The organism is Spirosoma sp. KCTC 42546 (genome assembly GCF_006965485.1).
In the GTDB taxonomy this organism is placed as follows: domain Bacteria; phylum Bacteroidota; class Bacteroidia; order Cytophagales; family Spirosomataceae; genus Spirosoma.
Window position 1 is genome coordinate 7,628,026 of sequence record NZ_CP041360.1, and the last position, 12,997, is coordinate 7,641,022.

At 49.3% G+C, this 12,997-nt stretch carries 9 protein-coding genes; 5 read left to right on the forward strand and 4 right to left on the reverse strand.

Annotation, left to right across the window (positions count from 1 at the left end; genetic code table 11):
- The first annotated feature begins 18 nt into the window (after positions 1-18).
- The 3 genes from EXU85_RS31040 to EXU85_RS31050 all read left to right on the forward strand — a co-directional run bounded on the left by EXU85_RS31040 (position 19) and on the right by EXU85_RS31050 (position 4,076).
- Complete coding sequence (locus EXU85_RS31040) at positions 19-2,037, forward strand: c-type cytochrome (protein WP_142775798.1); 2,019 nt, start codon at positions 19-21, stop codon at positions 2,035-2,037.
- A gap of 160 nt (positions 2,038-2,197) precedes the next feature.
- Positions 2,198-2,788 carry a hypothetical protein gene (locus EXU85_RS31045; RefSeq protein ID WP_142775799.1) on the forward strand — a complete coding sequence of 197 codons (591 nt, stop codon included), beginning with the start codon at positions 2,198-2,200 and terminating at the stop codon, positions 2,786-2,788.
- Positions 2,789-3,008: 220 nt separating this feature from the next.
- Entirely contained in the window at positions 3,009-4,076 is a 1,068-nt protein-coding gene (locus EXU85_RS31050; RefSeq protein WP_142775800.1) for a PLP-dependent cysteine synthase family protein, read from the forward strand.
- A gap of 91 nt (positions 4,077-4,167) precedes the next feature.
- Here the strand turns inward: EXU85_RS31050 and EXU85_RS31055 are convergent, their stop codons facing one another.
- The 3 genes from EXU85_RS31055 to EXU85_RS31065 all read right to left on the reverse strand — a co-directional run bounded on the left by EXU85_RS31055 (position 4,168) and on the right by EXU85_RS31065 (position 8,908).
- On the reverse strand, positions 4,168-5,034 hold the full coding sequence (locus tag EXU85_RS31055; protein ID WP_142775801.1) for a glycerophosphodiester phosphodiesterase: 867 nt from the start codon (positions 5,032-5,034) through the stop codon (positions 4,168-4,170).
- 20 nt (positions 5,035-5,054) lie between these two features.
- Positions 5,055-8,258 (reverse strand): TonB-dependent receptor, encoded by a 3,204-nt coding sequence (locus EXU85_RS31060; RefSeq protein WP_142775802.1) that lies wholly within the window; start codon positions 8,256-8,258, stop codon positions 5,055-5,057.
- 251 nt (positions 8,259-8,509) lie between these two features.
- Positions 8,510-8,908 carry a T9SS type A sorting domain-containing protein gene (locus EXU85_RS31065; RefSeq protein WP_142775803.1) on the reverse strand — a complete coding sequence of 133 codons (399 nt, stop codon included), beginning with the start codon at positions 8,906-8,908 and terminating at the stop codon, positions 8,510-8,512.
- Between the two features lie 271 nt (positions 8,909-9,179).
- Here EXU85_RS31065 and EXU85_RS31070 point away from each other — a divergent pair, with 271 nt between their 5' ends.
- Together EXU85_RS31070 and EXU85_RS31075 are read left to right on the forward strand one after the other, a co-directional pair.
- Complete coding sequence (locus EXU85_RS31070) at positions 9,180-10,784, forward strand: DUF1800 family protein (protein ID WP_142775804.1); 1,605 nt, start codon at positions 9,180-9,182, stop codon at positions 10,782-10,784.
- Between the two features lie 84 nt (positions 10,785-10,868).
- Positions 10,869-12,155, forward strand: coding sequence for a DUF1501 domain-containing protein (locus tag EXU85_RS31075; RefSeq protein WP_142775805.1), 1,287 nt, complete (start codon positions 10,869-10,871; stop codon positions 12,153-12,155).
- Between the two features lie 36 nt (positions 12,156-12,191).
- On the opposite strand, the gene EXU85_RS31080 is transcribed toward EXU85_RS31075, so the two are convergent.
- Complete coding sequence (locus EXU85_RS31080; protein WP_142775806.1) at positions 12,192-12,995, reverse strand: mycofactocin-coupled SDR family oxidoreductase; 804 nt, start codon at positions 12,993-12,995, stop codon at positions 12,192-12,194.
- Between the last annotated feature and the right edge of the window lie 2 nt (positions 12,996-12,997).

A 12,997-nucleotide genomic window follows, 5' to 3' on the forward strand; every position in this document is an offset into this window, starting at 1 on the left:
ATTCATTGATACATCATTATGAAAAAGATACTCACAACCCTCTTTACGATAGCCACCCTCACGGCGGTTATGGCGCAGGAATCGCCGAAGGAGGAAGATTTTTTCAAGATTCTGAAAGTAACCGCGCCCGAAGGCACCCTGCTCGAAGTGGGCGGTATGACCGTACTACCGAACGGCGATCTGGGTGTGGCTACGCGCCGGGGCGATGTCTGGATTGTGGAGAACCCCACCAGCCGGAAGCCTTTCTTCCGCAAATTCGCGTCGGGGTTACACGAGATTCTGGGACTAACCTACAAAGACGGCGCCCTCTACTGTGCCCAGCGTGGCGAATTGACCAAAATGATCGACTCCAATCAGGATGGCAAGGCCGATGTGTTCGAGACGGTGTATGCCTGGCCACTGTCAGGGCATTACCATGAGTATAGCTTCGGACCCAAGATCGCTCCCGATGGCAATTTCTTCGTAACGGGCAACGTAGCCTTTGGTGATGAAGAATGGTGGCGGGGTGAGAGCCGGGTTCCCTGGCGCGGTTGGACTATGAAAATCAGCGAAAATGGCACCATGCAGCCCTGGGCTACCGGTATGCGTTCTCCTTGTGGCTTGGGCATCTTCGATGGTGAACTTTTCTACGCCGACAACCAGGGCGACTGGATGGGTTCGGGTGGTGTTGTGCACGTAAAGAAAGGCGCTTTTGTGGGTCACCCCGCCGGATTGCGCTGGTCGGGTATGGCCAACTCACCCGTTAAACTGACAACGGAACAGTTTACGGCTAAAGTTGATGAACGGCGTCGCCGGGACGAAAATGGTCGTGCCATTAAACCCGAAAACGTAGTCAACGAAACGCCGAACCTGCTTTACGCCATGAAAGAGCAATTTCCCAACGCGGAGATACAAACGCCTGCCGTTTGGTTGCCTCACGGTATTCTGGGCATTTCCAACTCCGAAATTCTGGAAATTCCACAGGGTGCCTTCGGGCCATTTTCAGGCCAGTTGCTGGTTGGCGATCAGGGTATGAGTAAAATCTCTCGTGTGTTCATGGAAAAAGTGAATGGTGAATACCAGGGCGGGGCCATCGAATTCCGAAATGGGTTCCGATCGGGTGTGTTGCGGATGGCCTTCGCGAAAGATGGTTCACTGTTTGTTGGCGAAACCAACCGGGGCTGGGGTTCGGCCGGTGATGCGAATGAAGGACTGCAACGGCTGGCCTGGAACGGTGCCATCCCTTTTGAAATGCGCACGGTGAAAGCCATGCCCGACGGTTTCGAAGTCGAATTTACAAGCCCGGTTGACCGCAAGTCGGCCGAGGATTTGGCGTCGTACCGGGTGGAGAGCTTTTTGTACAAATACCATGCGGTTTACGGTAGCCCAACCATCAACAAAGAAGCGCTACCCCTCAAAGGGGTGAAGGTTTCGGCGGATGGCCTGAAAGCCCGGTTGATCGTTGGCGACCTACGCAAATACTACATCCACCAACTAACGCTGGATGGCGTTCGGGGTGCCACAGGATCATACTCACTCGTTCACCCGATTGCCTACTACACGCTCAATAACATTCCCGATGGCGAAAAATTAGCCATGAGTGAGGTAAGCACGAAGAATTCAGCAGCGGCTCCGGCACCAGCCTCGACAACGTCAGCAACTACAGAAACAAGCAAGAAAGCACCAGCCAAAGCAGGTGGTAAGCCTGTTACAGGTGGTAAGCCGAAACTGGTAGAAGGTCAGGCCGTAACGATGGCAAAAGCCCCGACCTATGAAGAAGTAAAAGGCTTGCTTAATCGCAACACGTGTTCGGCCTGCCATCAAGCCAACAAACGACAGGTGGGACCCGCTTTCTCGGAAGTAGCCAAGCGTAAGTATACTAACGACCAGATTGTGGACTTGATCTACAGCCCCAAGCCACACAATTGGCCCGACTATGCTACCGAAATGCCTCCTATGCCACAGGTTCCTAGAGCCGATGCGCTGAAGATTGCCGCCTGGATCAATTCGCTGGCACCAGCTAGTGGAAGTACGTCGAAAGGCGAGCCGAAGCCATAATTTCTGGCAGCTACATAGCAAACTTCTAAAACACAAATAAGGGCGCAAAGGCCCTTATTTGTGTTTTGCACTAAGTCCAAGATTATTTTTTCAAAAATCAATCCAATTTTAATCGTTCTTTAATACATTTGAAAAACGTTATACATGTTCTTTTCAAACTATGAAACTTGTTTCTATTCTACCACTCTTATTCCTGTTAGGCACTTCTTCAGTATACGCTCAGAACGCTCCTACTCGTGAAATTGGCCTACGAATCAGCAGCTTCGACAATATAGGTCTCATTTACAAAAAGCAACTCAGCGAAAATACGTACCGGCGTTATCGACTGGCTTTTGGCAATCTAAGTGCAAATTTCATCGGTAGCAATTCACTGATCGGGTTCTCAGCAGGAGGTGCTATTGGTAAAGAAAAGCGCAGACCCATCAATGATAAACTTCAGTTTGTGTATGGCACCGAGTTAATCGCCAGCCTAGGGCTAAATTCGTCCAGCACCGGAAATTTGACCATTAGTGATGGAAATGGCGGTACAACTACCTACACAGGCAGCAATCTTTTAATTGTTACGCCTTCTGTTGGCGTAGGCTTCGTATTGGGTGCACAATACAATTTTAATCCGAAATGGTATCTCAGTGCAGAATTGATTCCTTCCATTACAGCCAGTGGTTCCTTTGGCAATGGTTCAAGCCTGTACAGTTTTCAGGCGGGCTTTAATTCATCGAGCGCCGGAGTCACGGGAGCTTATCGCTTTTAATGGTTTCATGTATCTATCGTTTTCGACGTTGTTATTCTGCTTGGACCTGATGGCAAGTTTGTCGCTAAACATGTTCGGGGAAGATTTGGGTAAAAAATCAGGAGAATTCCTGACAGCCAGGCCCTGATTGTCTCCAGTTTTTTAACCTATTTTACTACCTCACCTTTTTGTTACCCGCAACGGTTTACGTACGTTGCGGGTAGTTTTTTTACTGATACCTATGACTTCATCTACCGATGCCGGCATCAAACCGGCCATTCAGGAAAAATTTGAACACCTCTGGCATTTGGTGGGCAACACGCCAATGCTTGAACTCTTTTATACCGATCGGGGACAGCCGCGTTCGCTCTATGTCAAATGCGAACACTACAACCTGACAGGCAGCATGAAAGACCGGATGGCGCTTCATGTGCTCCATCAGGCGTATCGGGAAGGCCATATTAAACCCGGCGACCGCATCGTAGAAGCCACCAGCGGTAGTTCGGGCATTGCGTTTTCGGCCGTTGGTCGGGCGTTGGGGCACCCCGTTACAATCATTATGCCCGCCGGCATCAGTCAGGAACGGATTGATATTATCCGAAGCCTGGGCGCTGATATTGTGCTATTTACCAAAGAAGAAGGTGGCTTTATGGGTGCTATTCGGCGGTCGGAGGAATTAGCCGCCAGCGACCCGAATGTGTTTTTACCCCGCCAATTTGCCAACAAATACAACGCCGAAGCCCATCGCCTGACAACCGGCAAAGAGATCTGGCTGCAATTGCAAAGCGTGGACATTACACCCGACGCCTTTGTGGCCGGTGTTGGTACGGGCGGCACGGTAATGGGCGTAGGACGTTACCTGAAATCGCGCAAACCTGACATTCAGATTCACCCACTCGAACCTGCCGAATCGCCAACCTTATCGGTAGGCTACAAAACTGGAACGCACCGGATTCAGGGCTTTTTCGATGAATTCATCCCGGATATTCTGAAGCTGGATGAGCTGGACAAAGTGGTGCAGGCCAACGATGGCGATTCGATTTTGGTTGCGCAAAAACTGGCGATTCAATTGGGCGTAGCCGTCGGAATTTCATCGGGTGCGAACCTGATTGGCGCGATCAATCTTCAGCGCGAAATGGGCCCCGATGCCCGCGTCGTGACCATTCTGTGCGATAGCAACAAAAAATACCTCAGCACCGATCTAGTTAAGGAAGAACCAATAAAACCTGGCTACATGGCCCCCGATATTGAGTTTACCGACTACCGACCCATCAGCCGATTGCTGGTAGGAAGGCCGGGAGTATTTTAACTACGTTTGTTCTTCCGACGATTGAATGACTCTCAAGCATTCTATTATCAGAAGAACAAACGAAACACCATAACCCTGAGCGAATTCTGTTTTAAAGAAACAAATTAGGGTAATCTGAAATGATACCGTCGACACCTAACTGGATGAGGCTGTCTATGTCAACTTTGCTGTTTACTGTCCAGGGAATAATCACCATACCTTGCTGATGGCAGGCTTTTACAACCTCTGCGGTTACCGTTTTGTAGTATGGACTGTACGCATGCGGAGTGAAACCCAATGTAGCTAAATTATCAGCCAGTGATTTGGCATTGGCTGTCAGGTAAGACAGAGGAATTTCAGGCGATTGCTTATGGATCAACTGCAACGGACGAACATCGAACGATTGGATAGTCAGTTGCTTACCCAAGTTCTTAGCTTTGCAAACCGTCAGTACCAGCTCGACAAATTCCTTTGGTTCCGGATGATACACCCCATCCGTAGTCGGCATTGACTTAATCTCGATATTGAATAGCGGCAAGGGTATCCCTTTCGCTTTGGCGTAGGTATTCACCGAGTCGATCAGGTTGGCAAGCAGCGGTTTGTAGGCCGGGAATTTCTGCTGCTGCCCGAACTGAGGATGCGGTTTACTACCTACATCGAACTTCTTTATCTCGGCGTACGTCAGCTGATACAAATTAAGCTGCTTCTGCTCCTCTGCCGTAACCGGCTTGCCGTCTGGTTTCAGCGCGATGTCTGCCGACATATACGTATCATGCGATACAACCACCTGTTTGTCTTTCGAGATCACGACATCCAACTCCAGTGTTTGAACACCCAGGTCGAGCGCTTTTTTCATTGCCGGAATGGTATTTTCTGGCATGAGCCCCCGGCAACCCCGGTGCCCCTGACGATCCAATTTGGGTTGAGCCATCAGCACCTGCGAACACAACAGCAACCCCAATACGCTTATATTTTTCATGGTCTGATCGGGTTGGATTCTTAAAAACTATAACGGGCACCCAGTTGAAGTTGATACGGATCACCCGATGGCGTTACCACACCTGCCGTATTTACCCGGTATACAAACTGTTGATTCGTCTTATCAAATCCGGCAATAGCCGGGGTAGTTGATGTGGCTGGAATACCCAATGCATATAACGCCTGGGTACCCAACGACTTATTGGCACCCCAGGTCTTATTCAGCAGGTTGGCAAAGTTGAACACATCTGCCGATAGCTCAAGGGTGTGCGTTTTATACAATCGAAAACGTTTGCTGGCCCGAATATCGAATATGCCATAAAAGCCGTTGATGCCTCCATTCCGCTCCGCAATTTTACCCGAGTAAGCATTGATATAATTCTTGATACTCTGACTCGCGTCGGGATTATCCAGAATGGCCTGTAACCCTGTTTTTACATTAGCAGGAACTGCTTCACTATTTCTGTCGAAAATAAAGGCCAGGTCATTCGTTCCGGCAACGAAATCGGCATTGCTGTTGGCACCCGATAATAACGTATACCGCGTTCCGCCAATTCCCGAATACCGAATGCCCACCGTAATACCCAGGAAGCTGGGTAAGGTACCGTAGAAGACAACCTTATGACGGAACTGATTATCAGAATACGACATTTTAGTAAGGTCCCGTGGGTCATCTTTAACAGGTAAAGACAGCGTAGCCGTATTGGCTACGTTTCCGTTGAACGATGTATTGTCTTTCGTATCATTCCAGGTATAGCTTACCGAAAACTCAGCATCTTTATAGTACTGGTAGGTAGCGTCGGCAACGAGGGCAAACTGATTAACTTTCCCCTGGCTGTTCAGCTCCAATACCCGGCCTAGTTTCTGACTAATACGCCCCTGCAGCCAGTCACCTGCACCGTTTGTTGGCATTGTGCTTAGTGGCACATACACCCCCCGATTGTCTTCATTGGCCAATCGAAAAAATGGATCGGTCACCATGTTCCGATCGACATACATGTAGTTATGACGAGCCAGACTAGCGTATCCAGCAATACCCACTTTTAACTTATCGGTCAGGTAACGGCTATACGAGAGGTTGGCTTTGTACAGAACAGGTGTGCGGGCATCGGCCCCGGTCATGTTAATGGTAGGGAGTTGAAAAGCATCCAGTGATGGAATGCTGTTGTAGTTAGCCCGATAGGCTGCGAAATCAGGCGTTGGGATATTTGGTGCCCGGACATCTACCGTAGCCAGGTGTTTCCCATCGAACGTAAGGTTATTGATAACCACATAGTTGTTGATATCGGAAGCAAATACCCCCGCCCCGAAACGAACAAAATCCGTATGATTTTCATTGACATCCCAGGTTAACTGCAAGCGCGGTTGCACAACAAAGGATTTAAGTTTATTGTCGGTGCGAAGTTTAAGCTCATCAAATACCAGTTGATTCAAAGGAGACGATGGATAGTGAGCGTAGTCGAAACGTAAGCCAGCCGTCATCTCCAGGCCCAGCGCCAGTTTCGTGCTCATTTGACCGTAAAGTCCAGCATTCAGGGTTTTACCAACAACACTGGGGTCGGCTACCAGCGGCACCTCCCGATAATAGCGGTAGGGCTGTAGTTTCTCAAACTTATCCAGGGCCGTCAGCCCGGCAGCGGCATCGACGGTATAGTGGAATCGACCGTTTACTTCACTACCGTACAACGAGTGAGCCCGCGTATACATCAGGTCAAGGCCAAATGTGTACTGGATTTTGTCCGTATTATAATACAGATTATCAACCAGTTGCAGCACATTATTATCAAAACCCTCCTGCGCAAACCGGTGGCCTCCCATCTGGATGTTTGTAGACCGGGTGGCACCAGCAATCGTTGATGTAACCCCTTCCACAATAGCTCTGGGAATATTAGCCGCTGGTAATTGATCGCCAGGGCTACTTTTCTGGTAGGTGTACAGGTGTTGAAGTTTCAGTTCGTTCGTAACCTTTGGCGTCAGCGAGGTGCGCAGCGTAGCCAACAGACTGTTATCCCAGTTAAAATCATTCCCTGTCGATTCGTAGATGTTGATGGTCGTATTATCGACCAGCCCAAGCTTGTTCAAATCCCGGGTGTAGTTATTTCGAATCGTCAGCAGGTTATTCCGATTGATCTGCCAGTCGATCCGGGCAAAAGCGGCATCAGAACTCCGGGGCTTATCAAATGAACCATACTGGGGTGTATTGGCAGTTCCGTATTTAGTCCGGGCAATGTCCACAAATCTGTCGAGGGTAGCTCTGGTTACATTGAACCGGGTCTCATCAGCGGCAGACTGCACGTCTGCAATAATCAGCGGGCGCGAGTCCTGCTGGTGATCCCAAACGAGAAAATAATGTAGTTTATCCTTGATGATAGGGCCACCCAGCGAAAAGCCAAACTGATTGGTTGAAAAGTTAATTTTGCGATCGTTCCCCCGGATATCATACGGGCTTGACAGCCAATTGGCGCGCGTATAATTGAATATACTGCCACTCAATTTGTTAGTACCTGCTTTTGTAACTGCGCTCACGGTACCCCCGCCACTACGTCCGTAAATAACATCGTACTGGTTGGTAACCACTTTAAATTCCCGAACGGCTTCGATAGAAATCGAGTAAGGCGCACCGCTTCGGCTCGTGGTTGCCCCCGCAGAAGTCGGGTTTTTGGCATTCATGCCATCAATGGTGTAGTTGGTTGATGACCCAAGCTGCCCCGAAATGTTACCTCCTCTACTTAATGGGGACAAGTCCATTAAGGACGTAAAATTTCGTCCGTTGACCGGAAGAGAAGCAATTGACTTAGCCGAAATGGCAGTGGCGGCTCCCAGATTTTCAACTTTGTTTTTGAGACCAGAGGCCACTACCTGGACAACCTCAAGAGTCTGGCCATTCTCCTCCATGTTGAGGTTTACCCGGATAGCATCGCCCTGATTCAGAGCATAGCCTGTTCGTTCCTGATTGCCAAATCCAACAAATGTAGCGAGTACTGTATAAGGCCCGCCCAATGGTAATTCCTTAAATGAGTATTCGCCCTTTGCATTCGTTACCGTTCCAGTTGTAAATCCGGTCGATTCGTTTCGAACCTGAACGGTAGCCCCCGGCAAGGGCGACTTTTGTTTCTCTGAAATAATGCCTGAAATGGAAGCCTGGGTTGTTTGCGCTGCTGTTTTATTGATGAAGTAGACCGAAAAGAGAAATAGCCAGAAGGCAGTACGTATATATTTTTTCATGCGGCAGATAAGTAAAAATTTCCGACCGCAAAGAGAGTATTCCTACGTTTCTTTAACGTTATTTTAATATTACTAAATCATCATTTTTACAGCATTTAGCTAACCGAATACTACATAAAAATAATTAGCGTATAAACGTCAATTTGTTAGTGAATGACTACACCGAATCGGTCTAGTCACCACCTATGTTTACACAAAAAGCCGACCCTGACGAAACAGGGTCGGCTTTTTGTGTAAACATGTGGCCTTTATTACTTCATCGCGATAACACGACTAGGTGCCTGTGGTTGTTGGGTAGAGATTGTTACACTATGCATCGTTTTTTCGACACCGCTTGTAATCTCTACCTGATAAACGCCATCGGGCAAATCACTCAGATTCAGTCGGGTGCGGTATTTGCTTTCGTTTTTACCCAGGTGTTTGCTATATAAAACTTCACCGGCTGTATTCGTAAAGCGAATGTCTACAGCACTACCGGCTTGCTTATCCAGTGCAATGCTAAGTTTACCGCTATTCGTTGTGTAGATGGCCGATTGGTAGGAACCTTCAGACGATGGACGACCACCTGGATTGGTTTCAGCGAACGATGCGGCCGATGTAACAAAACCCAGTGTAAGAGCGAATGCGAGTGATTTGATAAGCGTTTTCATGATGTTTATGTTTTATGTTGTTGTTTACCGTTTAGCAGGATTGTTCCCGATTGATGAATCAAAGGTATAGGCTATAGATGGTACTATGCATTACAAACTACTGGAACGGTTAGCCGGCTTGATGAGTGGCAGGAAACTAAGGATGGTTGAGCGAACAGGATGGTTGGTTGAGCGTACGTTTTCGTTAAACTTCTGTTAAAAGCGAGCCGGTTCGCTCTATTTCGTGTTAAACAGGTAGCTGAGGTATTGTTAACTACCATGAATCAACGGTATGGAGAACACAGACACCCAGGTTCAACTTGAGCCGTTTCGGGCTAAATGGACGGCTGACGACGTAAAACATCTGCTCCGACGGACAATGTTCGGAGCGAAACCCGACGACGTTTCGCATATACAGACGCTCTCGCTCCGCAAGGCTCTCAACGAATTGCTGGCCGATGAGCCCGCCCCTACCCCACCTATCAATAACTACAACGATGATAAATTCACCGATGATGAAATCATGCCCGGCGAAACCTGGACAACATCCATTAACTATGATGGCATGAATAACGGTCGGCGGAAAAACTCGTTCAAAGCGTGGTGGCTGGGACTGATGCTGAGTCAAACCCCTACTCTCCGCGAAAAGATGGTAGTATTCTGGCACAATCATTTCGTTACGGAGACTAACATGGTTGACAATGCTCTGATGTGCTACCGGAATAACGCATTGATCCGTACGCACGCGCTGGGCAATTTCAAAGACCTGGTAAAGGCCATGACGAAAGACCCCGCCATGCTGAAATACCTGAACGGTACATCCAACAACAAAAAAGCACCCGACGAAAATTACGGTCGCGAATTGCAGGAGTTGTTTACCGTGGGGAAAGGACCCGGCTCGCACTATACCGAAGCGGATGTAAAAGCAGCCGCCAAAGTCTTGACCGGCTTTCGGAATGATACCACTACGTTCGTTAGTCTGTTTGATCCCGGTCGGCATGATAGTAGTGATAAAGTGTTTTCGGACTTTTATCAGAACACAACAATCAAGGGCCGACGAGGTCCAGAAGGTGAACAGGAACTGGACGATCTGCTCACCCTGATTTTTGCGCAGGACGAAGTAGCACGCTTTATCTGCCGAAAACTCTACCGGTATTTCGTCTATCATCAGATCGACACCGATACCGAAGCAACTATTATTACACCTCTGGCGGCCGTTTTTCGAAAAAACAACTACGAGATCAAACCGGTGCTGCGTGACTTGTTAGGGAGCCAGCATTTTTTTGCCGCAACCAATCGGGGAGCCCTCATTAAAAGTCCGCTCGATTATACCGTGGGGCTTTGCCGGGAATATGGGATCACATTCCCCGACGCCACCAACTATACCGATCAGTATGGGTTGTGGTTAGCCATCCAGAACCAAACCGCCAGCATGCAACAGAATATCGGAGATCCACCGAATGTAGCCGGTTGGCCCGCTTATTATCAGGAACCCATGTTCGATAAACTCTGGGTAAACTCCGATACGCTCCCCAAACGCAATGTATTTTCGGACAACATGACCAACGGCAACATTGGTCGTAATGGAAAGAAATTGATGATCGATGTAGTCGCCTTTACGCAGTCCTTACCCAACCCCGCCGATCCGGTGGCACTTATTGATGATGCCGTCCGGCGACTCTATGCTATTGAGTTGCCGGATAAAGACAAGCAATATATCAAAACCAGCATTTTGCTATCAGGCTTACAGGGCGGCATGTCGGATCACTACTGGACGCAGGCCTGGCAAAACCTGACTGTCACGCCCGATGATGCAGCTAATAAAACCAACGTAATAAAGAAGTTAAAAAGCCTGTACAAATACCTGATGAATTTGCCTCAGTATCAACTAACATAAGGAGTAGCGGGAGGAAGGGGATGAAGGGAGAATGAACAAACCCTTTTCGTCCCCTTCCTCCCACTACTCACTTTCCTCCTTTTTATGCAACGCCGAAACTTCCTAAAACATACGGCCATGGCTGGGGTCATGTTACCCCAGTTCCTGAATGGCTATTCGGTTCGGGCTATGGCCCAGTCATCGTTAATGCCCGCTATTGGGCATGATATACCGAATGATCGGGTACTGGTGCTTATTCAGTTGGTAGGTGGTAATGATGGACTGAACACGGTTATTCCTGTCGACCAGTATGGCGCTTATCAGGCTGCCCGGCCCAACATTGCATTGCCGCAAACCAAAATCTTAAAACTGAATGGATTTGATGCAACGGCTCTGCACCCTGCCCTGTCCGACATTCAGCAGTTGTTCAATGACGGGAAAGCCGGTATTGTTCAGTCAGTTAGCTACCCCAAGCCAAATTTCTCCCATTTCCGGGCCACCGATATCTGGATGACCGGCTCCGACTCCGATAAAATCCTGAATACCGGCTGGGCCGGACGCTACCTGAACGACTCGTTTCCGGGTTTCCCCGAAAAATATCCGACGCAGACTATGCCTGATCCACTAGCGATCCAGATAGGTTCGGTCATTGCATCGGCCTTTCAGGGACCAGCGTTTCCGATGGGATTAGCGATCAGTAATCCGGCTTCTTTTTATGATCTCGTCGAAGATAAAACCGAAACAACGCCGAATACGCGATGGGGAGATCAGTTGGCTTATCTGGAAAAAGTCTCCCAGAAAACGGACCAATATGCGGGTGTGATCAAGAAAGCGGCCCAAAGCATCACCAGACAATCAGATAAGTACCCGGCTCCGGGCAAAAACCCCCTTGCCGACCAGCTCAAAATTGTAGCCCGGCTCGTAGCGGGTGGGCTCCGCACAAAAGTATACCTGGTGAGCACCGGCAGTTTTGACACCCATGCCAAACAGGCCGAGCCCGACGATACCACAACAGGTAACCACGCTCAACTACTCCGACGGGTATCCGAAGCCGTTGGTGCGTTTATGGACGATCTGAAAGGGTTAAATGCTGCCGACCGGGTGATGGGTATGACCTTCTCCGAGTTTGGCCGACGGATCAAATCCAATGCCAGTGGCGGCACCGACCACGGCGCAGCGGCCCCGATATTCTATTTCGGCAATGGGGTGAAAGCAGGTATCATTGGCACAAATCCACAGCTACCAACCAGCGCAACAGCCAACGATAACATAGCTATGCAGCACGATTTTCGGTCTGTTTATGCAACCGTTTTACAGCAATGGCTCAACCTGCCTGCCACTGATATTCAGACTGTTTTGATGGGGCAATTCCCATTGTTACCGATGGTATGAGCTGACGTGGGTATTTACCCGTGCCAGCCTAAACATTCACCTGGTCAGCAAACCGGCATCCAGCACAAACTGGGAGCCCGTTACGTACCGGGACTTATCGGATACCAGAAACAAGACCATAGCCGACACATCTTCCGGCTCCACCCAGGGAACGGGCAGCAGGTTACCCGCCGAGCGTTCGGCAATTTCCTGGGTCGTGGTGCCCTCCAACTCGGCCAATCCGTCGTTCATAGGCGTATTGACGCCCGTTGGATGGATTGAGTTGACACGGATATTGTAGGGAGCCAGTTCAATTGCCCAGGATTTGGTCAGGCCGACCAGCCCCCATTTCGAAGCCGCGTAGTGACTCAGTCGATTCATTCCCCGCAAACCGGCAATGGATGAGTTGTTAATGATCACACCCGATTTTTGCGCCATCATGACCGGGATTACCCGCTTAGCCACCAGCCAGGCACCCTTCAGGTTGATGTCGATCATGGCGTCCCATTCCTCCTCGGGCAACTCATGAACCAGCCCGTACGCACAGATACCGGCGTTGTTGAACAAAATGTCGATCCGACCGAATTCGGCAACAGCCGTGTCAACAGCCGGTTGTATATCCGCATCACGCCGAACGTCGCCCTGAACCGGTAAACACGAAACACCAAAAGCCTCTACCTCCCGTTTCAGTGACTCCAGTTCACTTTCGGAGCCAAGTGCGTAGCCAGGGTATGCTAGTGGCTTGGCCAGATCGAAGGCCACAATATGCGTTCCTTCCTGCGCTAAAGCCAGCGCCACAGCTCTACCCTGCCCGTGGGCAGCTCCGGTAATAAACGCTACTTTACCTTGTAAATCAGCCATCA

Bases quoted from the DNA above. Each gene is read 5' to 3' on its own strand.
- EXU85_RS31040 (WP_142775798.1), top strand. From the start codon at position 19: ATGAAAAAGATACTCACAACCCTCTTTACGATAGCCACCCTCACGGCG.
- EXU85_RS31045 (WP_142775799.1), top strand. From the start codon at position 2,198: ATGAAACTTGTTTCTATTCTACCACTCTTATTCCTGTTAGGCACTTCT.
- EXU85_RS31050 (WP_142775800.1), top strand. From the start codon at position 3,009: ATGACTTCATCTACCGATGCCGGCATCAAACCGGCCATTCAGGAAAAA.
- EXU85_RS31055 (WP_142775801.1), bottom strand. From the start codon at position 5,034: ATGAAAAATATAAGCGTATTGGGGTTGCTGTTGTGTTCGCAGGTGCTG.
- EXU85_RS31060 (WP_142775802.1), bottom strand. From the start codon at position 8,258: ATGAAAAAATATATACGTACTGCCTTCTGGCTATTTCTCTTTTCGGTC.
- EXU85_RS31065 (WP_142775803.1), bottom strand. From the start codon at position 8,908: ATGAAAACGCTTATCAAATCACTCGCATTCGCTCTTACACTGGGTTTT.
- EXU85_RS31070 (WP_142775804.1), top strand. From the start codon at position 9,180: ATGGAGAACACAGACACCCAGGTTCAACTTGAGCCGTTTCGGGCTAAA.
- EXU85_RS31075 (WP_142775805.1), top strand. From the start codon at position 10,869: ATGCAACGCCGAAACTTCCTAAAACATACGGCCATGGCTGGGGTCATG.
- EXU85_RS31080 (WP_142775806.1), bottom strand. From the start codon at position 12,995: ATGGCTGATTTACAAGGTAAAGTAGCGTTTATTACCGGAGCTGCCCAC.